The sequence below is a fragment of the Photobacterium sp. WH24 genome (assembly GCF_019204055.1).
Lineage (GTDB): Bacteria > Pseudomonadota > Gammaproteobacteria > Enterobacterales > Vibrionaceae > Photobacterium > Photobacterium arenosum.
In genome coordinates, this window is sequence record NZ_JAGSOZ010000006.1 from 177,644 (window position 1) to 202,663 (window position 25,020).

Genomic DNA, 25,020 nt, shown 5'->3' on the forward strand with positions numbered 1-25,020 from the left:
ACAATAATAGAATGGCATCAGATTTGATGCCGTATCCAAAACCATCAACACTTTACGTTATACTGGAACATATTACTAATTCCTTTATATCGCCACAAAGAGCTGACAAATGTTGGACAAGCTTCCCATGACTCAAGGTTTTTCCTTTTCCCTCCCTGCCGGGGCGATCAGCATGGAATCCGATTTCGCGGCCACCATGGCAGGGCCGGTGGCCGAGTGCTGGGCTCAGCGCCGGCAAAGCCAGTTCGACGGTGTCGGAGGCGTGCCCATTGCCTGGATGAGCCTGACCGGTTTCAGTACTGACAGAGCTATAGTGCTGGTGAATGGCAGGGTCGAAACCTTCCATAAATATCAGGAGCTCTGCTGGGAGCTGACCCGTCAGGGCTACGATGTTTTTGCCCTGGACCACCGCGGCCAGGGCTGCTCCGGCCGCTTGACCCCAGACAGCCAGCTCGGCCATGTGGAAGAATTTGCCGATTACGTCAGTGATCTCCATACCTTTGTGGATACCATAGTCAAACCGGCCGGTTACCAGCAGCTCTTTATGCTCGGTCACTCGATGGGCGGCACAGTGACCAGCCTCTATCTGGCCCAGTACCCGGATGATATTGCGGCCGCCGTGCTGAGCGCCCCGATGCACGGCATCAAAGTCAGCCACTGGATGAAGCCTATTGCCTCGCCGCTGGCCAGAGTGGCCGAGCAGCTCCAGCGTCAGCCCGGCTATGCGCCAGGCCAGACCCCTTATTATCCCAAGCCCTTTGCCGATAGCCCCTTATGCCAGAGCCAGTGCCGTTACGAGTGGTTCCGCAAGCTGTATGAAGACCAGCCGGCACTCAAACTGGGCGGGCCCAGCTCCCGATGGGTCTGGCAGGCATTGAGCGCCGCCCGCCAATCGGTGGTACTGGCCGGTCAGATCCGCTGCCCGGTACTGCTGCTGCAAAATGAACAGGACACCATAGTCGATAACCGGGCGCAGAACCTGTTTTACCAGCAGATCAAACAGGCCGGCGGCCAGTGTCAGGTGAAGGTGATCAAGGGCGCCCGCCATGAAGTGCTGTTCGAACAGGATTCGCAGCGGGTACAGGCGGTCACAGCTGTGCTGGAACACTTCACCCGGTTCAGCCAGCCAGCGACTGTCGCCACCCCGCTGGTGGCCAGCGGTCAACCAAGCTGAACCCATACTGACAGGAATAGCGGAAAAAACCAGAGTCGCAGATTAGCCTCTTTTCTTGATCTAATCTGGTTTACACTGCCTGTGTATGTCAATCACCCGGCTGGCCCGAAGCGGTGCAGCCATCAAAGAAAGAGACGTGCCATGTATAAAATTGTTGCTTCTGATCTCGACGGTACTCTGCTGACACCCGATCATAAAATCGCCCCTTTCACCAAAGAGGTGCTCCAGCAGCTGCACCAGCAAGGCAAAGATTTCGTCTTCGCAACCGGCCGCCACCATATCGATGTGGCCGAAATGCGCGAGCAACTGGGCATTCCGGCTTTCATGATCACCTCTAACGGTGCCCGGGTGCACACTTGTCAGGGCGAAGTGCTGTTCCAGCAGGACGTGCAGCCTGAGGTAATTCTGGGATTGATGGAGCTCACCAAAGACGAGCCGGACTTACGTATTCATATCTACCGGCATGATGACTGGCTGCTCAACATCGAAGATGCGTATCTGCGTGATTTCCACGAAACCTTTACATACAAACTGTTTGACGTAAACAACCCGCCGCTGGATGGCGTAGCGAAGGTTTTCTTTACTCGTGATGATAAAGACCACGACAAACTGGTTGTGCTGGAGGACAAGTTCCGCGCCGTGTTTGGCGAGCGTGCCAGCATCGCCTTTTCCACGCCCTGGTGTCTGGAAGTGATGGATGTCGGGGTGTCGAAAGGCCACGCCCTGGCAGCGGTTGCCGAAGCGAAAGGCTATGCGCTGACAGACTGTATCGCCTTCGGTGACGGCATGAATGATGTGGAAATGCTGAGCATGGCCGGCAAAGGTCTGGTGATGGGTACAGCTCACCACAAAGTGATGGCCGCCCTGCCTGACAACGGCGTGATTGGTTCATGCGCCGACGAAGCCGTGGCGCATTATCTGGCCGAGCATCTGCTGTAAGCCACTTTTCCCTAGTCCTATTCAAGGGGAGGGAATACTCAACGCTTCAGCAAACTCAGTACTATCCCTCCCCTTGCCAAGGGGAGGGAATATTCAAACAATAAACCATTACAAGTGCGTTAAAACTGTCCTGTCATGCGCAGCACTTCCTGCCACTGCTGTTCCGTAACCGGCATGATACTGAGGCGGTTACCGCGCTGCACCAGCGGCATTTCATGCAGCGCATCATTGGCTTTGATGCTTTTCAGCGTTACCAGGCGCAGATGGCGCACATATTCGATGTCCACCATCACCCAGCGCGGATTGGCGGGATCGGATTTCGGGTCGAAATACGGGCTGTCGGGATCAAACTGAAAATGATCGGGATAGGCCTCGCGCACCACTTTGGCAACCCCCACCACCCCAATGTCTTTGCACGAAGAGTGATAGATAAAGACCTGGTCACCCACTTTGACGTCATCACGCATCATGTTGCGCGCCTGATAGTTACGAACGCCTTCCCAGCAAGCCACATTCATCTGCTTGAGAGTATCAATAGAGAAAGTATCCGGTTCCGTTTTGAATAACCAATAAGCCATATCGCATCCTGTTGTCGTGATTTTGTGGTACCAGAGCAGTAACATCTGAGGTCACAGACTCAAGAATACCATAAGCGATGGCAACCATGAGCGCCGAACCTGCTCCACAAACGGTAACACCCTGCCCGAATTGCGGCTTTGTTCATAATTGTATCTGCCATGCCGAGGTGCGCCTGCGCTCTCAGGCGATCTTCGTGCTGCTGACTCACAGCAAGGAATTTGGCAAAGACACCAATACCGGGGCGCTGATGGCCAGAACGTTGCCGCATTGCCAGCGCCTGCTTTGGTCTCGTACCGAGCCGCCCGAGGCGCTGCTGACGCTGATAGCCGATGACAAGATCCAGCCCTGGCTGCTGTTTCCCGCCGACGACGCCCATCCCGCGGTACCCTTTGCACGCGAGACAGGCAAGACCCCTTTATTCATTCTGCTTGATGCCACCTGGCAGGAAGCACGCAAGATGATGCGCAAAAGCCCGTGGCTGGCTAAGCTGCCCCGGCTCAGTCTGAGTCTGGATCGCGACTCCTGTTACTCGCTGCGCCGCAATCAGCAAACGGGTAATCTGTGCACCTGCGAAACAGGCATTGCCCTGCTGGAGTTGCTGGGAGAGCACAGCGATGCCAAGGCGTTACTGCAGTATTTCGACGCCTTTATGGCGGCCTTCCCGGCGGAAAAAAGCGGGCATCCGCGTCGTCGGCCTGAGCCATAATCGCGCTGCGCCTCACGGGCTGCACCTCACAGAACGGTATTTAAATTTGCCGATTTCTTGCACGCAGCGCTGAGCCGCCCTATATTAAAACCGACTAGTCAGTCGGTATATGGATAAATCGGCTGGCATTCTCTGATACTCAACCGCGTGTACGCGGTTCACTCTGTCAAAACAGGAGATAGGGATGACCTTTGCCACTGCGAGCCAAGACAGCCAGCAGATTTTCACTATGCAGCGACTGTTCCACACCCAGCGCAATGAGTACCTGACGCAGACCATGCCGGACTATGCCAGCCGGATTGCCCGACTCAAACAGCTGAAAGCCGCATTGCTTGCTCACAAAGACGCGCTGTGTGAAGCACTGTCTGCCGACTTTGGCCACCGCAGTCACCAGGATACCCTGCTGAGCGACATCCTGCCCTGTGTCCAGCAGATCAACTACACCATTAAACGACTGAAAAAATGGATGCGGCCATCGCGGCGTCACGCCGGCTTGCTATTGATGCCGGCCAAAGTGGAAGTCATTTACCAGCCGGTCGGTGTGGTCGGTATCGTGGTGCCCTGGAACTTCCCTGTCATGCTGAGCATCGGCCCGCTGATCCCTGCGCTGGCGGCTGGCAACCGTGCCATGATTAAGCTGAGTGAATTCACCCCGCAAACCAACCAGCTCATTACCGCCCTGCTGGCAGATATCTTTGCTGACACTGAGGTCGCCGTCATTGAAGGGGAAGCCGACATTGCGGCGGCGTTTACGGCACTGCCGTTTGATCACCTGTTGTTTACCGGCTCCACCGCCGTCGGCCGCCATGTCATGCGCGCTGCGGCGGATAACCTCACCCCGGTTACGCTGGAACTGGGCGGTAAATCGCCAACTCTGATCGCCCCGGATGCCGATATGCCGCAGGCGGTTGAGCGGATGATTTTCGGCAAGTGCCTGAATGCGGGTCAGATCTGCGTGGCACCGGATTACATTTTAGTGCCGGAAGGCAAAGAAGATGCGTTCATTGCCGAGTTCAAGAAACAATTTACGCAAATGTATCCGCAAGGCGTGCACAGCCAGGATTTCACCTCAGTCGTCAACCAGCGCCAGTTCGACCGTCTGAGCCAGTGGCTGGCAGAAGCTGTCCGGAACAACACCTGGATTGAAACCGTCCACCCGGATGCCATCGACCCCGGTGCGCACCGTATGGTGCCGCATTTACTGGTGAACCCGAGCGACAGCCTGACCCTGATGCAAGAAGAGATCTTCGGCCCCTTGCTGCCGGTGATCACCTACAGCAACATCGACGAGGCCATCCAGTACATCCAGCGGCGTCCCCGCCCGCTGGCCTTATACCTGATGACGCAGGACAAAGCCCTGCAAGAGCGCGTAAAATCTTATGTTCACGCCGGTGGCATGGCCATCAATGATTCGGTCTTCCATGTCGCGGCCGACGATGCGCCATTCGGCGGTATCGGCCCGTCTGGCATGGGGCATTATCACGGCAAGGAAGGCTTTCTTACCTTCTCCAAAGCCAAAACCGTGCTGACCAAAGGCCGCATCAATACCGCCAAACTGGCCGTACCGCCTTTCACCGGCTGGCGGGCCACAGTGCAAAAGCTGATGATGGCTTTCTTCTTACGCTAAACCTGTATTATGCTGGCTCACCCCGATGAGCCAGTTTCTCCACTGACAGCGAGCTATGAACCAGAATAAGAAACAACAATTATTAGATGCCGCCCTCAACCTCTTTACCCAGCAGGGTATTCAGGCCACTGCCACTGCCAAGATCGCCAAAGAAGCCGGAGTGGCCAATGGCACGTTGTTCCATCACTTTGCCAGTAAGCAGGTGCTGGTCGAAACCCTGTATCTGAGCATAAAAGCAGACATGGCAACGGCCCTGACACCACCGGACACCAGCCTGAGCGTGCAGGCGCAATTGCAGCATATCTGGCAAGCCGCCATCAGCTGGGGGCTTACCCATCCCCAGCAATTTCAGTTCCTGCGCCAGATGGCCAACGACCCGCAGTACCTGCTCAGCCAGCAGCATGCCATGCTCAGTCAGGCCCTGCCTTTCCTGCCGCAATTGATAGAGCAGGGACAGCAGCAAGGGGAACTGGCAGACTGGCCGCAACCTCTGATGCTGAACACCTGCCACAGCCTGTTTTTATCCACCGTCAGCCTGTTTGCCGAGCAACCGGCACTGGCAGCCGATCCCGCCTCACGTCAGGCGGCTTTTGATATGCTGTGGTACGGCATGGCCCGGCAAGCCTGATAGCGAACCACTATTGGCGATAAAAAAATCTTCTTTATCGCTAGTTTTCATATATTCCTGACGGGAATTTCACGCTTGCTTCACGTTCTCTTCGTTATTCTGGCGACATAGACAGCACGATGACAGCGGCAAATCGTTGCTCAGCTGTCATACTGAAAACAGTCGCTGCTCCCATGAGCCCGATAACGGAGAACCCAGTCATGAAAAAAGTGATCTTCTTATTCGCCACTCTGGCCCTGCCCCTGACCGCGACCGCCGCTCAGGGAGGTTATACAGGACCCAATGAAACCCAGGGTGCCAACTCAACCGTCGCCCAGGCTATGCAGGCCAAAGACGACGCGCGCGTCACCCTGACCGGCCATATCGTCGCCTCACTCGGCGATGAAGACTACCGCTTCAAAGACAGCACAGGCGAAATGATCGTCGAAATCGACAACCACCTGTGGGGCGATAAACAAATCGGCCCGGAAACCCAGGTAATCCTGATGGGCGAAGTCGACAAAGACCTCAACGGCACCACAGTGGATGTCAACAGCGTGCAGATTGGGCAGTGAAGGATAAGCCTAAACAACAAAGCCCCGCGATGCGGGGCTTTGTTGTTTCTTTGCTTTATTAACTCATCAATAATTTTCTATTTATAACCTTATATTCAGATCGTTTAACCCGATCAAGACAAGCTTTAGATCATGAAGCTAATATTTTCATTCACTAAGAAATAAAAGATGATATTATTATTTTTTTAAAAATCAGAGAAAAATACATTGAAAAAATTATTGCTGACATTAACGATTTTTATTTTCCCGAGTTTATCTCAAGCTGAAATTGTGGTAACCAACACAGGCTTAATAACAGGAATATATAGTTGGGGAGTTGCCGAAGTCGTCCCTTCATTAGACGGTGATACTTTAATTACTATGCCGACAGGTCTTACTGAATGCCCCGGTGGTGTATATATTAAAGATTCTGATTATGCAGACCGGCTACTTTCCATGGCTATGGCAGCATACGTAGCAAAACAAACTGTTCGATTTCAGGTCTGGAATGATGCAGATAGATTTTGGAAGGGTTCTAGCGATAATTACTGCCAATTAAGAAGCGTTCAACTAAGAAAATAACGACTTAAGGCTATTTTATGAAAAAGATAACCCCACTTTTACTGTTCTATTCTTTTTGTTCATTTGCAGACCCTATTCACACCCCTACCGGTATCCCCAAAAACCTTCATGTGTATGACATGAATGGTAATACATTTGTTGATCTGGTTACTCATGGGTGTTCAGGTACCAGATATTATTTAACACCTAACCATCCTAAATATGATGCGATCGTCTCTATTTTATTGACGGCACAAGCCTCCAATAAACCCGTAATTATTCGCTTTGAGGACTGTACACCTCAGGGACAAGGTAACATTGTTGGTGTATACCTCAAATAAAGATTTCATATGAAAGTCAGAGTTATATTCTAATGAAAAAATTATCGACATTTCTCCTCTTACTCTTGCCACTGCTGAGTTTTCACCTGCAAGCAGCAAGCTACTCTCAAGATAGTGGCGTGATAAGCAGGATCTTTGTCAGTGCCGAAGGCGCAGTTGCAGCCCAACTAAAAGGCGGTTTTCCAAGGGCGACCTCAGATAATCAATGCCCGGAAAACAATGGCTGGGCCGGGCTCCGTATGGCTGATAACACCATCAAATCTGCCATTCTGGCAGCTAAAACCGCCAACCTCTCTGTCACTATCACAATTGAAGGCTGCGAAGGTCCTTGGTTTAAAATAAAAGATATATACCTTAACTAAAGATCAAGCCCGTGAGTAATATTCACGGGCTGATTTTGCAGGCCGGTTAATTAAAGGAGACATACTTGATGTCTTCACCATCACCCCAGCGCATACAGGTACCAGCACCTTCAATATAAACGGCTTTTCCGCTGGCTTTCGCTGCCAATAACAGGCTGTACTGCGACTTTCCGTATGTGCTGTTTTCGTCTTTTATCATCCAGTACTTATAGTCCTTTGCACACTCTGCACGATTAAGTATCTCACCATTAATGTAAACATAATGCAGACCATCATCCCTGACGATGATACGCGATACCGTGCCAGTCACCGAGCCAGCAAAGACAAATGAAGAAGAAATGAGCAAAAATACGGAAATGAACAGCTTCATCGCACTGGAGTTTTTCATTACTTAATTGATCCTATATAAACAGGTACAGGCGCACTACCATAAGTAGCTAATGTGCTGCAGTCGCCCGAGCCTGGGTAGTAAAATATCGCTTTGGCGTACGATTTTTGAATGTTTTGTAACATGCTGGTCCACATCGCACAGGTGGTGATACCCACACCTTGTCTTGCTGTGTTCAAATTACAAATATAGGTGTACTCATTTCGACCGGAATGCAGGACATTCACACTGCCATTTGCATAAACCAACACGCGATTGACTTCAACTTCGCAGCTAAATTCTGCCAACGCGGTTGTCGAAAACACCAGAGATAAAACTGCTACCATCTTTTTTAACATTCGTTCTTACCTCAGCCTCATGATTCTGCGGTACACACTGTTATTACCGTCCCACGCTTCACAACTACCCACATTGGTATAGGAAACCGTAATTGAAGTACCAGCAGTTTTTGCCGCTAATAGCATCGAATACATTCTTGCTCTTCCTTCACTGGATAAGGTATTACTGATCGCAAACGCTCGCTTATCAGAACATTCAGCGACGTCCTTACCATTGTTATCCAAGTAGACCAAAATGGTTTCCGTAGTCGCATACGTGGCAATGTTCAATACTTTCCCTGTTGTATCAATCCAATACTCTGATGAAAAAGCATTCGATGACAAACAGACTGCTATCAGTATAAAAATGTGTTTTCTCATCATATGTCCCTATCGGATATGTAAGCCTGTTGCCATACAGGTTTCACTGTCATTTTTCTTATAATAAACCCTGACCACCTTGAAGCCAGCGCTCTTAGCTGCCAGGACCTGAGAGAACATGGCTTTGCCCGATTCTGTAGAAAGGTCCAGATACATAATATTCCACTTACACCCAGTTAAAGCTTCCGCAGTATAAAACCCTGCCGTCGTCGTGCCTTCGGAGAATACCTGGGTAATAGTAAATGGCTGGTTAAATTCAGGATCACCTTGCTCTGCAAACACTGAGAATGGTAATGCAATCATTACAATGAAACTTAAAATTAATTTTTTCATCTTAATCAACACTTTTACTTTTAACATTCAATACGCTGAAGCCAACTAAAGATCACCGCTGAACATTTAATTTAACCAATATCCTATTGGTACTGGATCGCATAAAGATGACAATACTTACCTGTTGGTGAACCCGGCCACATTTCATCAGGTAATCCATACACCACCACACGCGATTTCGCGTGAAATGCTGCAATTGCCATCGACAAATTGGCATCAAAGCCAGGATCCGTTTTTCTTAACCAATATCCACTTGGGCAAGATGTGGTCTCTGGTTCTGCAAGCTTTAAGTAAACATCCCCACCACCAAACTCTGAATAAGAATGAATGGTTTTTATGGTTGAAACACTTGAACCGACGAAATTCATATCTACGGCATAAGTCTTTATAGATACAAACACCATTAAAAAGACAAAGAGTTGCCTCATCATCATCTCCAAAATTCATTATTTCTTTAGCTAATTACTATTAACCAGCCGGGTCAACCTGAATGACTAAACAGTATTTACCACCTGTTTCAATACCAGAGGTATACACAGTTGCGGCTCGGTTATTGGCAGCCCACTGTGCCAGAACAACAGAGATCATAGTGGTGTTTTCCTGTTTTATTTTCATCCAGTTATTAGACGTGCCAGCACAGTTTTCAGGAATCATTCCATTTTCTACGTTCACTAACAATGCGCCTTCGATAGCGGTAATGTTAGTAATTTTACCTGACACGTAATGTTCTGCGGCTATCGAAAATGGGGTTGAAAACAGAAACAATAGCAAGCCTGCAGATTTAAGAAACCTGGTCATTTATCGAATCCTTACTTTATACGGAGAAACACCATAATTGGTTTTTTCACATTCAATGCCACTGCTCAATGGAAAAGCCAGCATGACTTGTTTACCCGACGCATGCGCCGCAAGTACGATAGAGACTCGGCTATCTAAAGCCGGTTCCAGGTAAGTGCCCAGCTGTTTCCACCCCTGCCCTTCTAAATGCACCAACACATTTTCAGGCTGAACCTGAAGCTCAAGCACTTTGGTATAGGGACAATAAATCGCATCTGTCGCTGTAGAATTAGCTGACCAAAACAAAGATAAACACAGGAAAGTCAGCTTATACATTTGATTTATTTTCATGTTATGCGCCTTTACATAAACATTCGGACATAACTGACTTCACAGTCTTCCGAATTTTCAACAATCCGGACTGTTAATTGCTTTTGAGTAGAAAGCGCAGTCAGAACTGTCGAGTACATGGCATCAAACACAGGGTGAGTGTTTTTTAAAACCATAAATTGGCCTTCGACCAGTTTACAATTCAGCTTCTCTTTCCCTGCCGGTGCTTGTAAGTAAATGTGCCCGGTATGATTAGGATAAACAGATAACAGCGCCTCTTTTCCAATACCTATACACCCCGTTGGGTTACACTCCGCCAGTACTGTCGGACTAAAAACCATTAACAAAAATAAAAAATTGCGCATTATTTCCAGCCAATATCAAGGGGTCATCGTCACATAGGAAACTTCACACTCAGGTGAGTTTTCCACAATTCGAATTTGCAACCGCTTTTGTGCTGCAATACCCGTCAGAATCGTAGAATAAATCTCTCTGTATAACAAATGATTCATTTTCAGAGTCATATACTCACCTGAATAAAGATCACACTTCAGGTTTTCTTTACCAACAGGAGCACCAATGTAGATATTACCACTGGATGCCAGATAGGTGCGTGTTAACACATCTTTACCTACACCGTAGCAGGCGATGTTATTACATGCAGCCCATGTTGATGAAGCAAAAAACAACGTAAGAATTACAAATAATCTCATAATAAAACCCATATTATCACTTTGGCATTAAATCTAATCTGCTTAAAACCGGAGCTTTATGTAAGTTATCACAACCATTAACCCAGCCACCCACTTTAGTTCCTGCATGATAAGCAGATAGCAATGAAGAATACATTTCAGCAAAATGCTGATTGCCTCTATCTAAGACAATTGTCGCTGTAACTTTCTTGAAGCTTCCCTGTATTTTTCATCTTTGATAACTACAAATTAATATCATCAAGAATTTTTTGAAGCTTATCGGGATCAGCAGCATAACCAAAGTAAAACTCTTTTCCTCCATCAGCTTTAAATTCTTCCGGAGTTTTCATCTCATAGAGAACATCATATTGTCCAGACAATAAATCTTCCAATTCATCAGCATCGTTCCATGTTGACACTCTAATATATTGGCCTGACTCATCGTTAATTAATACAACGATTCTCTCACCTGTTTTTGAATCAATCATAATCTCACCAATCAATACTATCAAACCAATCTATTTCTTCTTGGGTCGGTGCTCTTTTAATACCTTTTTATCCAAAGCATCATCAAACCATTTGGGTCTTGTACGATCTGGCTTATAAAGATTGACTTCCGTTTCCTTCACACGAGTTCTTGTCATATCGAACTCTTTTCCGTCTTTATATGAAATCTTCACAACAGGTTCGCTTGGCTTACCGCCCAGGGTGAGAGCACGTATGCTCACTTTTTGCTCACTAATAAATTCTCTCGAATCACCCGAACAATTATTGAGCAACTCATATGTTTAGAACCAGCGGTAGATGGCTAAAAATCACTCTTCTCATAGCTCCTCACATGCCATTTAAGTAGTGATTTAACAATTTATTAACTCGTACTCTCGCCCTGCCTTACCGCCTAATCAAGTTGTGTTGTTTGTTGCACAAGTTGTAATTATATCAATTTCGTCTACATTCTATGTAACATTAATGCATTGCTACATTAAAAAACTATCCCGCCAACTCCTCCGCAAGTCTCCTTAACTCATCTTCTGAGAACTCAAACTCGGGCCCTTCCTCCATAGCCATCAATTGAAGAAGTTTCTCATCAAGATCAGGAGTCAGTTCAACTCCATGATCTTGATAAAGTTGAAATGCAACGCGAGCTATTCTTACAACGTCGTAGCCTTTATCAAGCTCTGCATGTATTACACTACTTAGTTCTTGCGCTGTAAGCGTCATAACCCTAACTCCCTCGCAGTTGGTGGATAATGTTGAGAATTAACCGTTTGGCCATTGATTGACTTTGGATGAACCCTATTAACTTGGCCAGAATGATCATAACTTTCCATCCATTGTCTGACACCACCAGTTTTAGGGTTATGTTCCGTCACAAACGAGGCACCACGCGTTGGCCCATCAGTTCTCGCAGGTACTTCTTTGGTGTAATAACGCATACGACCATCAGGAAGCTGTCGCGTCGTAGCTGCATTTTGTTGGGCTTTCTCCAACCCAGAAAGTTTCGCCCTAAGAGCAGGCTGCGCATTTACATTCCCAGCGCCACTACCTACCCCCTTTGTAACATTAAACTTACTATTTAATACATTCGCGGCTCTGGCGGCAAGGCTCGACATGGCAGCATTAACAGAGAAACTCCCAGAGATTCCCAAACTAGATCTCAGACCAATTCTGCTCAGTCCGTACCCAACAATTCTTGCACCAGATGTAAAAACACCTGCGACCAAATCAAAGCCATAAAATGGCTCTATTCGACCAGAACCTACGGTTTGATCAACATATGCGCCATGAAGCACTTTCTCAACTTGATCAATTTTTAAGTTTTCATATGCCGAATCATCGCCGCTTAACGCCTGATGGCGATATTCATCGTAAGAGTTATCATCATGACCATTCCGATTTCTATCCCTATCAGGATCGGAATCCACACGGAGGTTTCCATCTTTATCCCTTTTATGAACGCCTTCAGTGCCTGCCCCCTCAATATGTGCGAACCCTGTCGGATCAATATACTTCAGTGGGTTATTCCACGTATAAGTATAGCGGTTGAAGCTGCCCGTCACATAAGGTGACTGGATCAGCGGATCTGCACTCAGGAAGCGGCCGAGTTCCTGGTCATACACACGGCCGTTCATGTGGATCAGACCCACTTCTTCGATATGCTCGTGTCCGGTGTAGCCGCGATTTGTCTTAGCATCCTGCAAAAGCGACTGCCGCTTAGTATCACGCCATTGCACTGCTCGCATGCGACCCCAAACATCAAAACTACGGCGTTCAACAAGTAAACCGTAACCGTCGGTGATCATATCGACGGAATTCAGCGCATCGTAATGCAGATACCGAATCTCTTTTGTTTCTAATTGGTTTTCTGCATTTTTAGTCTGGGTGTTCAGCGCAATCAGTTTGCCATCAGCATAGATATAATGCTGATGCTGTACTTGTCCGGTTTTGGTGTCGGTTATGCGCTCATACTGATTGCCTATATAGACCGTTTGCTTACCATCACTGGATTTTTTCAGATACCGGTTATGGTTGGCGTCGTAGACAAATTCGACAGTGTGGTTGTCCCGCGAAATCTTCACCGGTTTGTTGAAGGCACTCCACACAATCACGCGTTCTGGCGTACTGGTGCTGCCAGCCGAAGCGCGCACCATGTTACCTGCACTGTCGTAGTAGTACGTCAGACCATTTGCCTGTGTCACTGCGTGAGGTCCGGCATTGTGTTGACTGTAGCTGTAGCTGCCCACGCCTGTTTTTGCGGTGATATTACCCAGCTTGTCGTAACTGAAATGGAACGGGGCGGCAAAATCAGGGTTATCCGGCCCGTGCAGATCAGGCGTGTCCAGCACGATACGATTGGTCGTCACCCGGTCCAGACCGTCATAGTCATACCTGTCGGTGATACCCAGTTCACTGTCGTTACGGTACACCACATTGTTGTGATTATCGTATTTGTAATGTAAGAATCGTTCAGCGCGTCCTTTGTCTGTTATTCTTGGTACAGCATTATTAAACAGCGCATTACTATCATGCGTTACGATGTAATCCGGCCGGCCGGTTGCTGCATTGTGACTGTAGGTGTTCACCAGCCCGTTACCCAGGGTTTCTGCCAGCGTATGATCAAACGCATCAGTATCGCGGCGTTGCCAGTAATACACATAAGCTGCATTATCGGCAGAATCTGCTGCTAGCTTTGATTCCGTCATAATGGTATTGAGGTGATCTGCCTGACCCACCTGCTGCGTCTTCGCACATCGACTGCCTGTCGCGTGCTGTATTTGCTGACCACCCAGCTGATTGGCGTAGTCGCAGTAGAGACCCGTTAGATCAGCGACGCGCTCTGACAACGCAACTAAGTCACTCGCCAGATCGGTGTAAAATTTATAACGCTGCCCCGAAATACGCGCAGCTTCAGCCAGATCTTCTGCGGTAAAAAGCAATTCTTCACGGGTTTCACCATCGGCGTGTGCCGCGTAAATATCCCGATTGCTCATCAGATCTTTGTGACCGTTGCCATCATAGTCCGCCAGAATCAGGTCGTCAGAAGCCTTTAGTGAAAGTTTGTCAAACTCCGCTTTCGTGAACTTATGAATCGTGGCATTGTAATTACGCTTGCCACCGCTGGTGCCAGCCAAGGATGTCTCTAGCTGGTACACCGCTTCACCTAATGTGATATCTAAGGGAACACTAATATCATCATGCAGCAGGACCCAGGTCGCCGGACGCAGATAACACTGCCCCTGACTGTCGCACCATTGCTTGAAGCGATAACTGCTACCTAACAGCCCTGCCGAAGAAGCATCCAGATTCCGGATATTCACGGTTTTCTGCTGATATTCTGCTGCCTTATTTTTAAAGAAGGCTTCACGGGTGGCATACTTCTCAGCCGTAACCACATACTGTATGGCCTGAGTTATAGCCTCATCCAGTAATGTTTTAATTTCTTCACGGAAACTGATGTCGGTGAAGGCTTTATCCGCGTACGTTTTCGGACTGCGGACCGCCGACATATAGCCCTGTGGATTGTAGATATACTCAACGGCAAAACGATCCAGAGTATTTTCTTTATCGCTGAGTTGATTCATGATGCCCAAAGCAGAGCTGTCGACACCATTCGGGCGAACCTCACGGCTGACCCGCTCATAGTTATCGTATAAATATTTAGTACTGAATTTCTCACCACCGGTCTGGACGGCAACTTCTTCAGTCAGTCCGGCAGCGTTGTAGTAATAGTCGGTCCGGTTACCATAGCCCTCAAAATAAGACAACTCACCCGTCAGTCGTGTGTCATACACCCAGTAAGAAGTATTGCCACCCTCTACCTGCTTGGTTTTACGGCCGAGGTTATCGTAAGTCACCGTTGTCGTCACACCATTGGCGTCTTGCTTTTCAACCAGCTCACCCAGGGCGTTATAGGTGTATGTCCATCTCCCTAAGTCCGGATCATCAAGAGAACGACGATGGCCTAGATTGTCATAACGAACAATGGTGCTGTTACCGGCCGAGTCGGTTGAGAAACGCAGCAAACCATCCGGATAATAGGTGTAACTCTGCGAGGCACCTTCCGGTTCGTTTTTGTGCAGTATGTGACCCAGCAGGTTTTGTACTGTGCTGTGCTGAAAGCCGCGAGCATCCGTGACTGTGGTGGTTAAGCCATGATAAACCGTTGTGAATTCCACACGCCCGCCATTGCTGGCAGGTTCCGACTTTTTAATTTCACGGTCCAGTGCATCGTAGGCAATGGTCACGTAAGGCGCAGCAGCATTTTTTGACACAAACTGAGGCCGGGTGATCTTCACTTTGCGGCCATTGCGGTCCCATACCGTATCCACCACCACAAACTGACCATTGAAGGCTTTATGCAAACGGCGAATTTCCCGGCCGGCAAAATCGTACTGAATGACTACCTCACCACCGGCAGCGGCTTTGGTCACAGAACATGACACCGTTTTAGATGTCGTGTGAGGGCAGGTTCCATTCAGGGTGTACGTGTAAGACACTGTATTACCCGCACCGGGCTGTGTTTCCAGCTTCAGTCGATTCAATGCGTCATAACTGTAGCTTTGTTTGCGCCCTTGCGGATTCGTGCTGGATGCCAGCATACCATCGCTGTTAAATGACACATCCGTTTCATGGCCCAGGGCATTAATCATGCGATCGACAAATAAGCCCGCACTATCGTAAACAGTGACAGTTTCGCGTTCTGCCACGTTTGTGCCAGATACTGCTTCTTTGGTCAGGTTCCCCCAGAAATCGTAACTGAAATTTTTGGTCAGGAATTTGCTGGCTAGGCCAATTGTCGACCCTGCTTCGTAATCTGACGCTGTGGTCGTTGATGAACGGATCAATCCATTGGATGTGTACTCAAATTCATTCTTAACCGTACGTGTCAGACCCGTTTTGACATCTTGCAAGGTGCTTTCTATCGATTTCAGTGCGCCGACTTGCCAGTACCTGTCACCGACTTCAGTGATTATTTGCGAAACAGTTCTGGAACTGGAGGAAAGTTCTGCATCGCTGTCACTGTTGACATTTTTAAATACAAATGTGCCACCACAGGCTTTGGGCGAGACTTTATTAAAATCAGAAGCGGAAATAGCGGACAGGTTACCGGTATAGGTTGTCACGCCAAATGCATTGGTCGAAGAACTGCTACCATCGTAACGGTAATAACTGTTGTATTTTTCCAGTACAATCGGGGTTGAGACATCACCATGAATCAGAATGACAAAATCACTGGGTTTAAAGTAAGCCCTACCGTCTGAGCCACAGTATTTTTGCATGCCGGCTTTAAACGAAGATAAAGTCGCTGCAGTCACTCCACTAAACGTACTTACATCGTAAACTAAATGACTTTGTATTGAGCCAACAGACAAGTATTCATTTTTAATCGTCTGATTAAAACTTCCGGCATTTTCATCAGTACCCGACAGGGTTGTTTTCTCTTCGGTCACATTACCAAAAGCATCAAGCGTCCGCTCGATAATTTCTCTTTTAGTAATTAAAGAGGTGTTGTGAAAATCATATTGCACTGATTCTGATCGGTTGGCATAAACCTGATAAACATTACTTTTTCCTACACTTTTATAATCATTCTTAGAATAGGATACCTTCTTGCCGTCTTTAAGTACGGTGATGCTTTTTATTTTACCGGCTTTTATTGGATCCGTATTTTCAAACTCAGTTACACGTACTGTTTTAACGTCACCATTTTCCGTCTCAGTAACTTTTGCAAAACCTAAGAATCCGTAACCTTCCCGGTGAGACTTCGCACCTTCATACACATAGTTATAGGTGGTTTTGGCATAGCCGCGTGGTGTCTTGGAAACATCTGACACCAGATAGCGACGAGGTGTCGAGTTTTGAATCGGGTACTGGTGAGCTATCTTTTGCTTAAGGACAGAAGTGTCTGATGCTGGTTTATATGTAATAGCGTAATCAACCCCATATTCTGCGATTGATTTGATTTTATCCTGAGCAAAAGGAATACTTCTTTTGATTGTTTTGTTTGCGATGTTGTCAGGCCAGCCATCTGAGTTTACATCAGTAATTGAATTATTGTCGGCAATTGCATAAAAATAAGAACTATCCTGTCTGTTGCTGGAAAAATATCCGCCCTGATTACCATAAGCAGTAGTATGGTAAATAATTTCCAGGTAACCATCATTATTGAGGTCGGCTAGAGCAACTTTCTTGGGGGTGAATTTATATTCATTATATCTTCTTATTCTCCCACGACTTCCCCATTCCTCTGTTTTTTCAATGACCTTTCCTTGCTGCGATATATTAATACTACTCGAAAGGACAAATGAACTCCCTGTGAATGTATAAACTTTTATTCTATAAACAACATTTCCTGGTTCATTTTTTTGACTTACCCAATCTTCTAAGCCAGTAACAAGATCAAGATAGCCATCACCGTTAATGTCACCTATAGTAAGCAACTTCGTATTAGTTATAGATTGTACTAAAGAATTATTTCTGTAATACTCTATTTTAGTTGTAGAGCTTGGCGCCTTAATATATTCAACATTCCGGCTATCTCCATCGAAATCATAAATGTTACATTCAGAGCATTTGCTTTCTAATTTATATTTACCATCCCCATTTAGATCTGATGGGAACTTATACTTACTAGCCCAAGACCAATTACTAGAGCCAATATCACCATCAAAATATAGTTGACTTTTCCCACTACCAATTGGATAAGAGTACAGCGTACCAAGTTCGCTAGCTGAACCTTTTGATTTATTTGGCCAAGCACAAAATGCCCTATACTCAGGTTTATTATTTCCTGCCCAATCTGCAACTATTAGATCATGACATAATGCATCTGCTCGAGTAGGGTAAGTAATCAGACTCCCGGGTAGTTTAGCTTTAGCATCGTTATTGGTATATACACTTCTTTTATTGGTTGAAAGTGCAACAATTTCTAGATGACCATCCCTTTCTACATCATAAAATTTATGTCCTGCAACGTTATCAGAAAAGATTGCCTTTTCAGATTGAAAGCTTGGTTTCGCTTTAGATTGCCATGAGAACGAAACCGGCGTACTACAGGTACCACTCACGCATTGCTCTATCTTAGTCAGTAATGAACGTTGCGTACCCGCTGACTGTTGATAAGAAAGATTATAAGTGGAGAATTCACTGCCCGAACTATTTTTGGTTGTAACGGACTTGATTCTGTAGGACTGGTTGAGCTTGCTGCCTTTCAGATATGAAAATGTTTTATCAGTACGAGAGTCATAGTTGATCGCAATCGATCCACCGACGTAATTCACAGTGCTCAGTCTATGGGTGCCAGCCGCATTATCTTCCGAGTAGGTATACGTAATCGCATTCCTTCTGGTTTTATCTGTCAGCTTGTTCAACGACCACTTATAGACATCTGACTTGCCGGGTAATTCCACTCTTGAGTCACCGGACACACCATACTCAAACACCTGCCCGGATTTCGTCCAGACTTTAAAGTACTGAGGACCACTGCCTTGCTTACCAATCGATACAATCTTGCGGTAATCGTTAATGTGAGTGCGATATTCTGTTTGATCGCCACCAGGCTTACCGTTAACCGCGACTAAACGTTCACCATCAATACAATATTGATCGCTGGCATCGAGATTAACACCTCCCCAGGCACCATCAATCGCAAGATTCTTACCACAACGATAAACAGAAGACAGACCTTTCAGGTGCCAACCCACACCAAGCGGACCATTACCACTATTACTGCGGTATTCAAAGCTGAGTTGCGGTTGATGCCCGGCGCGCCCTGGCGCTACAGCGATGGGTAATGAATACGTGGCTTCACCGCCAGCGGTTTGATATTCCCCGCTGAGTACGATGCTTTTCCCGTGGCCAGAAGTGAGCGCCAAAGCCTCAGCTGGCGCTAAACCCAGCGACAGCACCATGAGGAAACATGCATGGATAGTCAAAAAATTGACCATTAGACGGTGAGAACGTCCGTATTTCATTATTATTACCTGCAAACTGATAGTTTTATTCGTTAGAATTTTTAGTTGATAGCACTGTATTTAAGGCTTCCAGCCGCTGTTTCAAATCGTGCAGCTCACTTGCTTGACCGATATCTACAGCCACTTCGCCATCTTTAATATTATCTTGCGAAAATTGGGCTAACTCGCCTTTTAATAAAGGTAAATCCGGCGCATCCTGATTCACCAGACCGAAAGCCACAGTTTGCTGCAACTGCTGTACGGGTGATGGATAGCTCGCATCTTCGCTCAAAGGAGATTCAGAAAGATCATTTTCTGATTTCACGTTAACTGTTATGTCCTGAGCTTGCCCAGCCTTACTGGTTTCCGGCTTCGCCAACAACAGAAAATAGCCACCCGTGAGTACGATAATGAGTAAAACAATAATGACTATTACCGAAATGGCTTTGACCGAAAACGCTTTGTTTTGAGTGACCACTCAATTCCCTTCACTATGACATGTTCACGAAACAGATGACCAAGACAAGTTATTCATCTTACTCTCTCGATAAAGAAGAACAGATAGATTGGTAATCCGTGTATTACTTTTTAGGCAGGCAATATAATAAACGGATTCAAACAGTAAACAATTTATTACTTGCACTCGGTTACAAAAGGTGAGCTAAGTCGCAAAACCAAAAGATGAATGTTGAGTCCATTATAAAAACTTAATAGGCGTAGAATTCTAACAATCTCATCTCGTCCCCCTTAAAGCTAACCCCTGCCCTGCGATAATACACACTCGATGTATCCGCAGGTAATGGGTTAGTTATCACAACCTAAGACTATTCCAATAAGGAATTAAGTAATTGCGATAATAGCAATCGTTTTATCATCCCTCGCACAAAGAACAATTAGGAAGTAATGATTAACTCAATAATTGCTGCTTTCATGACAGATAAACATGTCAAAATTAATATTGACGGTGAAAACTTAAGTGGTGCGGTATGCGAACCCAGTATTAATCGCTTTATTGTATTTAAGTAATACTAGTTATCGAAATGCCCTGGTTATTTATATAACCCTGAAAATGTCCTTATAGAACAAAGCCCCGCGATGCGGGGCTTTGTTCATTCAAGGCATTCAATACAGCGCAGCTTACACATGCTGGCCGGCGACAAAGCCGGAGCTCCAGGCCCACTGGAAGTTGTAGCCGCCAAGCCAGCCGCTGACGTCCATCACTTCGCCGATGAAATACAGCCCGGGCACGGTTTTGGCTTCCAGGGTCTTTGATGACAGGCCGTCGGTATCGACGCCGCCCAGAGTGACTTCGGCGGTGCGGTAGCCTTCGGTACCGTTGGGGGCGATCTGCCACTGGTGAAAATAGTCGTGCAGTGCCTGAACCTCTTTCGGGTTGAGCTGTTTGAGCGGCTTGTCTTCGAGATCACCACGCTCAATCATGGCTTCCACCAGGCGTTTGGGCAGCAAACGGGACAGCGAATTTTTCAGGCTCTGGTTCGGGTGCTTATCACGCATCGCCTGCAGGGTGTCGTCGAGGCTGAGGGTCGGCAGCAAGTCGATAGAAACCGCCTGCCCCGGCTTCCAGTACGAGGAGATCTGCAAAATTGCCGGGCCGGATAAGCCGCGGTGGGTGAACAGAATATTTTCTTTGAAACTGGTGCCGTCGGCGGCCGTGACCACAGCGGGAACCGCGATACCGGACAGATCGGCAAAAGCGTCTTTGTCTTCGACATGCAGAGTAAAAGGCACTAGGCCGGCCGTGGTCGGGATCATTTTCAGGCCGAACTGCTCGGCAACCTGATAGCCAAACGGGGTGGCGCCGAGCTTGGGCATCGACAGACCGCCGGTGGCAATCACCAAAGATTCACAGGATACTGTGTCTGCGTTGATTTTCAGGCTAAAGCCGCTGTCGGTTTTACTGATATCCAGGACATCACTGCGATAACGCTGTTGTACCGTCGGCAAGTCGCATTCTTTAAGCAGCATCTCGACGATGTCTTTGGCCGAATCGAGGCAGAACAGCTGGCCGTGATCCCGCTCTTCGTAGGCAATTTCGTGCTTGGCGATCATGGCGATGAAGTCCCACTGGGTGTACTGCGCCAGCGCCGATTTGGCAAAGTGCGGGTTGCGGCAGACATAGTTGCTGGCCGTCACATCATAGTTGGTAAAGTTACAGCGGCCGCCGCCGGAGATCAGAATTTTCCGGCCCGGCTTTTTACCGTGTTCAACCACCAGCACAGAGCGGCCGCGTTTACCGGCCTCGGCGGCACACATCAGCCCGGCGGCACCAGCACCGATAATCACTACATCAAACTTTTCTGCCATTCTCTTATCCGCAATCCGACTCAGCGACAAAATAAAAAGGATGCGGTAATGACATGCATTACCTGGCATCCTTTTCAAGTGCGCGTATTTTACCCGTCTGCGGGCGGATTACCAAATCTGTCAGCAATAATCGATCAAATTCCCAGATAAGCGACGACAAAGATAGAAACCAGGAACACCATCAGGCTGGTACTGGCAAGGACAAACAGCTTGCGTACCTTGTCGCACTTGGCCATGAAAAGCTCGTCGTGGTGCTTATGGTACTGCTGGCTGCGGATGTAATGGAAAAGCCGGATTTGCTTGTTCACATTCCCCTGGGAGGAGAAAAAGCCCCGGCCGTCTACCTGCTGGTACAGCAGCGGGTCACAGTCACGCATCACCACCAGTAAGGTTTTCAGCGTGCTGACATAACGAGAGATATTGACTACAGCCACCAGAAACAGGGCCATCAGAATTGCATCACCACTAAACATAACACCCTCCGAACAACGACCATGGTTCTTTGCTGGCCGGGAAGGGTTGGGGGGGTGCAAACAGCAGCGACGCACTTTCGGAAAGGGGCGCCGCCGTGCATTTCCCAGAGCCTGTTAGCCGGCCTGCTGACCCATGACAGAGCTGGATTCCTGCTTCGCCATGGCGGCAAGATCTTTGTCAATGAAGAACAAGGCTTTGCCGTCTTCACCCACCAGTTCGATCTTGTCCAGAATACCTTTAAACAATTTCTCTTCTTCGTGTTGCTCTGAAACATACCACTGTAAGAAGTTAAACGTTGAGTAGTCCTGAGTGGTAAACGCCACATGTGCCAGCTTGTTAATACGCTCAGTGATCAGTCGCTCATGTTCGTAAGTGGCGCGGAACACTTCACCCAGTGAACTGAACTCATGCTGCGGTGCTTCAATCGTACCCAGAATCGGCAATGCACCCGTCTCGCTGACATAGGTAAACAGACGTTGCATGTGCTGCATCTCTTCTGCTGCATGAATGCGCAGGAACTCTGCCGCTCCTTCAAAGCCCTTATCTTCGCACCATGCACTCATCTGCAGGTACAGGTTGGATGAAAAGAACTCCAAATTGATTTGTTCATTCAGTTTCTCAACCATTGCTTGAGCAAGCATCGAACTACTCCTTCCTAATCAAGTGTAATAAACACATTGTCACTATGCATAACTGAGTTTGCAACTCATACGACAAGGTATCATGCTTAACCTGCCGGTAAGCAATAAAAATCCCAAAACGATCCAACTGCTTACCTAACGTGTCACAGAATTTTCCGTTAGCGTAAGCAATGCGATCAGCACGGCATTTTTTACCCATACGCCATGCTAGCATATAAAAAACCTTACAGGAGAGCGGGTTATGACCTATCAACATATTCTGGTTGCGGTTGATTTATCTGAAGACAGTCACATTCTGGTCAGCAAAGGGGCTGCGCTGGCAGAGAAACTGGGGGCCAAGCTGTCTCTGATCCACATAGATACCAACTATGCCGAGCTGTATACCGGCCTGATTGATATCAACATGGCCGAAGCCCAGTACCGCATGGCGGATAACGCCCAGGAGCAATTGCAGGATCTGGCTAAAAAAGCAAACTATCCTGTAACTCATACTTTTGTCGGCAGCGGCGATCTGAGCGATGAAATCTGCAATACCATCAAACAGTCTGATGTTGATTTGATGATCTGCGGCCACCACCAGGATTTCTGGAGCAAAATTCTGTCTTCGACCAAACAGTTAATTAATCATACCCCGGTGGATTTACTGATGGTGCCGCTGCACTGATCACACCCCGTACAGATAACTATCCTGGCTGGCCACTGTGAACGCCAGCCAGTGCCTGATCAGGACAGACCAGCCTCTCATTGGCTATCACTGAATTTCGGTTACACTAGGCGGCCAAAATTCAAAGGACATGTCAAATGGGATACTTAACTGCGATTACGCTGCTCTGGGCGTTTTCCTTCAGCCTGATTGGGGTTTATCTGGCCGGGCAGGTCGATGCCTGGTTCTCGGTACTGACCCGGGTGGCACTGGCCGCCCTGGTATTCTTGCCGTTTCTGCGTCGTCAGCACCTGACGGTCAAGCTGGCACTGAAACTCATGGTGGTGGGTGCTTTTCAGCTCGGCATCATGTACTGCTTTTACTACCAGTCTTTCCTTTACCTGTCGGTGCCGGAAGTGCTGCTGTTCACCATTTTTACCCCCATTTATGTCACCCTCATTTATGATTTGCTGCAGCGCCGTTTTTCGGCCTGGTATCTGATCACCGCCGTCATTGCGGTATTAGGCGCCGCCGTCATCAAATTCGAAGGCATCAATGAAGACTTTGTGCTCGGTTTCCTGATTGTGCAGGGGGCTAACCTGTGCTTTGCCATCGGCCAGGTGGGTTACAAAGTCATCATGGAAAAAGAGCAGGCCGATCTGCCTCAGCACACGGTATTTGGCCTGTTCTATCTCGGTGCCGTCTGCGTGGCCCTGCCGATGTTTTTACTGTTCGGCAACACAGAAAAACTGCCGACCACCGACACCCAATGGGGCATTCTGGTGTATCTGGGTATTGTCGCTTCCGGTCTGGGCTATTTCATCTGGAATAAGGGAGCAACCCTGGTAAACGCCGGGGCGCTGGCTATCATGAACAACGCCCTGGTACCGGCGGGTCTTATCGTTAACCTCGTGATCTGGAACCGGGATGTCGACTACCCGCGTCTGATCGTGGGCGGCGCTATTATCCTGCTGTCGCTGTGGGTCAATGAAACCTGGGTCAAGCGCCGCGTCGCGGCCGCCCACGCCTGATAACTTTTCCCGCCTGTATAAAAAAGCCCCTGACATCCACCGATACCAGGGGCTTTTCTTTTTACCAGCAACAATCAGATAAAGGCGTAAGCGTCGGCATACATCCGCTCGCGATCGGCCCCTTTCTCAGCCGTAAACTGTTCACGGGCAGTACCCGCCATCTCAAAACGGCCACAGATATAAATGTCATAAGAAGACAGGCTGACAAAATCGTCATTCACCGCTTCGAGCACGTTACCCACTTTGCCCTGCCAGGCTGGTGGCGCACTTTCTACCACAGGGACATAAGTCAGATTAGCGTGCTTGGCAGCCAGTGCAACGAGCTCGTCATGGGCATACAGCTGGCATTCATCACGGCCGCCCCAGTACACAAAAATCGGCTGCTTCATGCCGCGGCTCAGGCAGTTATCCAGCAGACTGCGCACGTAGGAAAAGCCCGTGCCGCCGGCAATCAGCAACAAAGGCTGATTACTGTCTTCACGCAACCAGGCATCACCCAGCGGGGCTTCGACATCAAATGCCCTGCCGTCTTCCATCGCCTGACGCATGGCTTCCACCACTTCCATAGCATAGGGATTGTGGTCAGCCGCACCTATGTGCAGTTCCAGCTCGCCACTGCGGCAAGGGCTGCTGGCAATGGAAAATGCACGCTTGTCTTTTTCACCCATCACCGCCAGCAAATACTGCCCGGCTTTAAAATCAACCTGTTGCTTAGGTTGCAACAGGATACGGTACGTATTACACGCCAGTGACTCGACTGACTTCACTTCACACTGAATCGACAT

At 48.0% G+C, this 25,020-nt stretch carries 29 protein-coding genes; 11 read left to right on the forward strand and 18 right to left on the reverse strand.

What is annotated here, in order from left to right; translation table 11 throughout:
- Nucleotides 1–109 precede the first annotated feature (109 nt).
- Together KCG43_RS09660 and KCG43_RS09665 are read left to right on the forward strand one after the other, a co-directional pair.
- On the forward strand, nucleotides 110–1,174 hold the full coding sequence (locus KCG43_RS09660) for an alpha/beta fold hydrolase (RefSeq protein WP_370630679.1): 1,065 nt from the start codon (nucleotides 110–112) through the stop codon (nucleotides 1,172–1,174).
- A 141-nt stretch (nucleotides 1,175–1,315) separates the two neighbouring features.
- Nucleotides 1,316–2,113: a Cof-type HAD-IIB family hydrolase gene (locus KCG43_RS09665; protein WP_192016043.1), complete on the forward strand. Its 798-nt coding sequence runs from the start codon at nucleotides 1,316–1,318 to the stop codon at nucleotides 2,111–2,113.
- Between the two features lie 119 nt (nucleotides 2,114–2,232).
- Here the strand turns inward: KCG43_RS09665 and KCG43_RS09670 are convergent, their stop codons facing one another.
- A complete protein-coding gene (locus KCG43_RS09670; protein WP_218384524.1) occupies nucleotides 2,233–2,691 on the reverse strand; it encodes an EVE domain-containing protein in 459 nt (152 codons plus the stop codon).
- Nucleotides 2,692–2,768: 77 nt separating this feature from the next.
- Here KCG43_RS09670 and KCG43_RS09675 point away from each other — a divergent pair, with 77 nt between their 5' ends.
- From KCG43_RS09675 to KCG43_RS09705, 7 genes are all read left to right on the forward strand, one after another.
- On the forward strand, nucleotides 2,769–3,398 hold the full coding sequence (locus tag KCG43_RS09675) for a tRNA-uridine aminocarboxypropyltransferase (protein ID WP_255557914.1): 630 nt from the start codon (nucleotides 2,769–2,771) through the stop codon (nucleotides 3,396–3,398).
- Between the two features lie 184 nt (nucleotides 3,399–3,582).
- Nucleotides 3,583–5,025 (forward strand): coniferyl aldehyde dehydrogenase, encoded by a 1,443-nt coding sequence (locus KCG43_RS09680; protein ID WP_218384526.1) that lies wholly within the window; start codon nucleotides 3,583–3,585, stop codon nucleotides 5,023–5,025.
- Between the two features lie 55 nt (nucleotides 5,026–5,080).
- Complete coding sequence (locus KCG43_RS09685) at nucleotides 5,081–5,653, forward strand: TetR/AcrR family transcriptional regulator (protein ID WP_218384528.1); 573 nt, start codon at nucleotides 5,081–5,083, stop codon at nucleotides 5,651–5,653.
- Between the two features lie 173 nt (nucleotides 5,654–5,826).
- Nucleotides 5,827–6,207, forward strand: a complete 381-nt coding sequence (locus KCG43_RS09690) for a NirD/YgiW/YdeI family stress tolerance protein (protein ID WP_255557915.1) — start codon at nucleotides 5,827–5,829, stop codon at nucleotides 6,205–6,207.
- A gap of 207 nt (nucleotides 6,208–6,414) precedes the next feature.
- Nucleotides 6,415–6,768 carry a hypothetical protein gene (locus KCG43_RS09695; protein ID WP_218384530.1) on the forward strand — a complete coding sequence of 118 codons (354 nt, stop codon included), beginning with the start codon at nucleotides 6,415–6,417 and terminating at the stop codon, nucleotides 6,766–6,768.
- 17 nt (nucleotides 6,769–6,785) lie between these two features.
- Nucleotides 6,786–7,088, forward strand: coding sequence for a hypothetical protein (locus KCG43_RS09700; protein WP_218384532.1), 303 nt, complete (start codon nucleotides 6,786–6,788; stop codon nucleotides 7,086–7,088).
- A gap of 32 nt (nucleotides 7,089–7,120) precedes the next feature.
- Entirely contained in the window at nucleotides 7,121–7,450 is a 330-nt protein-coding gene (locus KCG43_RS09705) for a hypothetical protein (protein WP_218384534.1), read from the forward strand.
- Between the two features lie 46 nt (nucleotides 7,451–7,496).
- Here the strand turns inward: KCG43_RS09705 and KCG43_RS09710 are convergent, their stop codons facing one another.
- From KCG43_RS09710 to ftnA, 16 genes are all read right to left on the reverse strand, one after another.
- Nucleotides 7,497–7,838: a hypothetical protein gene (locus tag KCG43_RS09710; protein ID WP_225445192.1), complete on the reverse strand. Its 342-nt coding sequence runs from the start codon at nucleotides 7,836–7,838 to the stop codon at nucleotides 7,497–7,499.
- Entirely contained in the window at nucleotides 7,838–8,176 is a 339-nt protein-coding gene (locus KCG43_RS09715; RefSeq protein WP_218384536.1) for a hypothetical protein, read from the reverse strand. The genes KCG43_RS09710 and KCG43_RS09715 overlap by 1 nt, the downstream gene beginning before the upstream one ends.
- Before the next feature lie 369 nt (nucleotides 8,177–8,545).
- Nucleotides 8,546–8,869 carry a hypothetical protein gene (locus tag KCG43_RS09720; protein WP_218384538.1) on the reverse strand — a complete coding sequence of 108 codons (324 nt, stop codon included), beginning with the start codon at nucleotides 8,867–8,869 and terminating at the stop codon, nucleotides 8,546–8,548.
- Nucleotides 8,870–8,952: 83 nt separating this feature from the next.
- Nucleotides 8,953–9,303 carry a hypothetical protein gene (locus KCG43_RS09725; protein ID WP_255557916.1) on the reverse strand — a complete coding sequence of 117 codons (351 nt, stop codon included), beginning with the start codon at nucleotides 9,301–9,303 and terminating at the stop codon, nucleotides 8,953–8,955.
- A gap of 34 nt (nucleotides 9,304–9,337) precedes the next feature.
- A complete protein-coding gene (locus KCG43_RS09730) occupies nucleotides 9,338–9,667 on the reverse strand; it encodes a hypothetical protein (protein ID WP_218384540.1) in 330 nt (109 codons plus the stop codon).
- On the reverse strand, nucleotides 9,668–9,997 hold the full coding sequence (locus KCG43_RS09735) for a hypothetical protein (protein ID WP_218384542.1): 330 nt from the start codon (nucleotides 9,995–9,997) through the stop codon (nucleotides 9,668–9,670).
- Between the two features lie 11 nt (nucleotides 9,998–10,008).
- Complete coding sequence (locus tag KCG43_RS09740) at nucleotides 10,009–10,341, reverse strand: hypothetical protein (RefSeq protein WP_218384544.1); 333 nt, start codon at nucleotides 10,339–10,341, stop codon at nucleotides 10,009–10,011.
- A 15-nt stretch (nucleotides 10,342–10,356) separates the two neighbouring features.
- Nucleotides 10,357–10,689, reverse strand: coding sequence for a hypothetical protein (locus KCG43_RS09745; RefSeq protein ID WP_218384546.1), 333 nt, complete (start codon nucleotides 10,687–10,689; stop codon nucleotides 10,357–10,359).
- A 221-nt stretch (nucleotides 10,690–10,910) separates the two neighbouring features.
- The gene (locus KCG43_RS09750; RefSeq protein ID WP_218384548.1) at nucleotides 10,911–11,156 is read right to left on the reverse strand and encodes a hypothetical protein; all 246 of its coding nucleotides are present in this window, start codon (nucleotides 11,154–11,156) and stop codon (nucleotides 10,911–10,913) included.
- A gap of 30 nt (nucleotides 11,157–11,186) precedes the next feature.
- Complete coding sequence (locus KCG43_RS09755) at nucleotides 11,187–11,396, reverse strand: hypothetical protein (protein WP_218384551.1); 210 nt, start codon at nucleotides 11,394–11,396, stop codon at nucleotides 11,187–11,189.
- Nucleotides 11,397–11,658: 262 nt separating this feature from the next.
- Nucleotides 11,659–11,889, reverse strand: a complete 231-nt coding sequence (locus KCG43_RS09760) for a hypothetical protein (protein WP_218384552.1) — start codon at nucleotides 11,887–11,889, stop codon at nucleotides 11,659–11,661.
- Nucleotides 11,886–19,142, reverse strand: coding sequence for an RHS repeat-associated core domain-containing protein (locus tag KCG43_RS09765; RefSeq protein ID WP_218384553.1), 7,257 nt, complete (start codon nucleotides 19,140–19,142; stop codon nucleotides 11,886–11,888). The genes KCG43_RS09760 and KCG43_RS09765 overlap by 4 nt, the downstream gene beginning before the upstream one ends.
- A 25-nt stretch (nucleotides 19,143–19,167) precedes the next feature.
- Nucleotides 19,168–19,599 (reverse strand): hypothetical protein, encoded by a 432-nt coding sequence (locus KCG43_RS09770; protein ID WP_192016060.1) that lies wholly within the window; start codon nucleotides 19,597–19,599, stop codon nucleotides 19,168–19,170.
- Nucleotides 19,600–20,258: 659 nt separating this feature from the next.
- Complete coding sequence (locus tag KCG43_RS09775) at nucleotides 20,259–21,446, reverse strand: NAD(P)/FAD-dependent oxidoreductase (RefSeq protein WP_192016061.1); 1,188 nt, start codon at nucleotides 21,444–21,446, stop codon at nucleotides 20,259–20,261.
- Between the two features lie 134 nt (nucleotides 21,447–21,580).
- Nucleotides 21,581–21,919, reverse strand: coding sequence for a universal stress protein UspB (gene uspB / locus KCG43_RS09780; protein ID WP_046220460.1), 339 nt, complete (start codon nucleotides 21,917–21,919; stop codon nucleotides 21,581–21,583).
- 114 nt (nucleotides 21,920–22,033) lie between these two features.
- Nucleotides 22,034–22,561, reverse strand: coding sequence for a non-heme ferritin (gene ftnA, locus KCG43_RS09785; RefSeq protein WP_027250494.1), 528 nt, complete (start codon nucleotides 22,559–22,561; stop codon nucleotides 22,034–22,036).
- A 241-nt stretch (nucleotides 22,562–22,802) separates the two neighbouring features.
- On the opposite strand from ftnA, the gene KCG43_RS09790 reads away from it, so the two are divergent.
- Complete coding sequence (locus tag KCG43_RS09790; RefSeq protein WP_027250492.1) at nucleotides 22,803–23,225, forward strand: universal stress protein; 423 nt, start codon at nucleotides 22,803–22,805, stop codon at nucleotides 23,223–23,225.
- A gap of 137 nt (nucleotides 23,226–23,362) precedes the next feature.
- Nucleotides 23,363–24,235 carry a carboxylate/amino acid/amine transporter gene (locus KCG43_RS09795; protein WP_192016062.1) on the forward strand — a complete coding sequence of 291 codons (873 nt, stop codon included), beginning with the start codon at nucleotides 23,363–23,365 and terminating at the stop codon, nucleotides 24,233–24,235.
- A 74-nt stretch (nucleotides 24,236–24,309) separates the two neighbouring features.
- Here the strand turns inward: KCG43_RS09795 and fre are convergent, their stop codons facing one another.
- A complete protein-coding gene (gene fre, locus KCG43_RS09800; RefSeq protein ID WP_218384554.1) occupies nucleotides 24,310–25,020 on the reverse strand; it encodes an NAD(P)H-flavin reductase in 711 nt (236 codons plus the stop codon).

What these genes read in the sequence shown, in the direction of transcription:
- KCG43_RS09750 (WP_218384548.1), bottom strand. Translation starts at nt 11,156, where the DNA reads ATGATTGATTCAAAAACAGGTGAGAGAATCGTTGTATTAATTAACGAT.
- KCG43_RS09660 (WP_370630679.1), top strand. Translation starts at nt 110, where the DNA reads ATGTTGGACAAGCTTCCCATGACTCAAGGTTTTTCCTTTTCCCTCCCT.
- KCG43_RS09790 (WP_027250492.1), top strand. Translation starts at nt 22,803, where the DNA reads ATGACCTATCAACATATTCTGGTTGCGGTTGATTTATCTGAAGACAGT.
- KCG43_RS09700 (WP_218384532.1), top strand. Translation starts at nt 6,786, where the DNA reads ATGAAAAAGATAACCCCACTTTTACTGTTCTATTCTTTTTGTTCATTT.
- KCG43_RS09730 (WP_218384540.1), bottom strand. Translation starts at nt 9,667, where the DNA reads ATGACCAGGTTTCTTAAATCTGCAGGCTTGCTATTGTTTCTGTTTTCA.
- KCG43_RS09715 (WP_218384536.1), bottom strand. Translation starts at nt 8,176, where the DNA reads ATGTTAAAAAAGATGGTAGCAGTTTTATCTCTGGTGTTTTCGACAACC.
- KCG43_RS09670 (WP_218384524.1), bottom strand. Translation starts at nt 2,691, where the DNA reads ATGGCTTATTGGTTATTCAAAACGGAACCGGATACTTTCTCTATTGAT.
- KCG43_RS09745 (WP_218384546.1), bottom strand. Translation starts at nt 10,689, where the DNA reads ATGAGATTATTTGTAATTCTTACGTTGTTTTTTGCTTCATCAACATGG.
- KCG43_RS09690 (WP_255557915.1), top strand. Translation starts at nt 5,827, where the DNA reads ATGAGCCCGATAACGGAGAACCCAGTCATGAAAAAAGTGATCTTCTTA.
- KCG43_RS09720 (WP_218384538.1), bottom strand. Translation starts at nt 8,869, where the DNA reads ATGAAAAAATTAATTTTAAGTTTCATTGTAATGATTGCATTACCATTC.
- KCG43_RS09705 (WP_218384534.1), top strand. Translation starts at nt 7,121, where the DNA reads ATGAAAAAATTATCGACATTTCTCCTCTTACTCTTGCCACTGCTGAGT.
- KCG43_RS09760 (WP_218384552.1), bottom strand. Translation starts at nt 11,889, where the DNA reads ATGACGCTTACAGCGCAAGAACTAAGTAGTGTAATACATGCAGAGCTT.
- KCG43_RS09710 (WP_225445192.1), bottom strand. Translation starts at nt 7,838, where the DNA reads ATGAAAAACTCCAGTGCGATGAAGCTGTTCATTTCCGTATTTTTGCTC.
- KCG43_RS09675 (WP_255557914.1), top strand. Translation starts at nt 2,769, where the DNA reads ATGGCAACCATGAGCGCCGAACCTGCTCCACAAACGGTAACACCCTGC.
- KCG43_RS09795 (WP_192016062.1), top strand. Translation starts at nt 23,363, where the DNA reads ATGGGATACTTAACTGCGATTACGCTGCTCTGGGCGTTTTCCTTCAGC.
- uspB (WP_046220460.1), bottom strand. Translation starts at nt 21,919, where the DNA reads ATGTTTAGTGGTGATGCAATTCTGATGGCCCTGTTTCTGGTGGCTGTA.
- KCG43_RS09735 (WP_218384542.1), bottom strand. Translation starts at nt 9,997, where the DNA reads ATGAAAATAAATCAAATGTATAAGCTGACTTTCCTGTGTTTATCTTTG.
- KCG43_RS09775 (WP_192016061.1), bottom strand. Translation starts at nt 21,446, where the DNA reads ATGGCAGAAAAGTTTGATGTAGTGATTATCGGTGCTGGTGCCGCCGGG.
- KCG43_RS09665 (WP_192016043.1), top strand. Translation starts at nt 1,316, where the DNA reads ATGTATAAAATTGTTGCTTCTGATCTCGACGGTACTCTGCTGACACCC.
- KCG43_RS09685 (WP_218384528.1), top strand. Translation starts at nt 5,081, where the DNA reads ATGAACCAGAATAAGAAACAACAATTATTAGATGCCGCCCTCAACCTC.
- KCG43_RS09765 (WP_218384553.1), bottom strand. Translation starts at nt 19,142, where the DNA reads ATGAAATACGGACGTTCTCACCGTCTAATGGTCAATTTTTTGACTATC.
- KCG43_RS09740 (WP_218384544.1), bottom strand. Translation starts at nt 10,341, where the DNA reads ATGCGCAATTTTTTATTTTTGTTAATGGTTTTTAGTCCGACAGTACTG.
- fre (WP_218384554.1), bottom strand. Translation starts at nt 25,020, where the DNA reads ATGTCGATTCAGTGTGAAGTGAAGTCAGTCGAGTCACTGGCGTGTAAT.
- KCG43_RS09680 (WP_218384526.1), top strand. Translation starts at nt 3,583, where the DNA reads ATGACCTTTGCCACTGCGAGCCAAGACAGCCAGCAGATTTTCACTATG.
- ftnA (WP_027250494.1), bottom strand. Translation starts at nt 22,561, where the DNA reads ATGCTTGCTCAAGCAATGGTTGAGAAACTGAATGAACAAATCAATTTG.
- KCG43_RS09725 (WP_255557916.1), bottom strand. Translation starts at nt 9,303, where the DNA reads ATGATGATGAGGCAACTCTTTGTCTTTTTAATGGTGTTTGTATCTATA.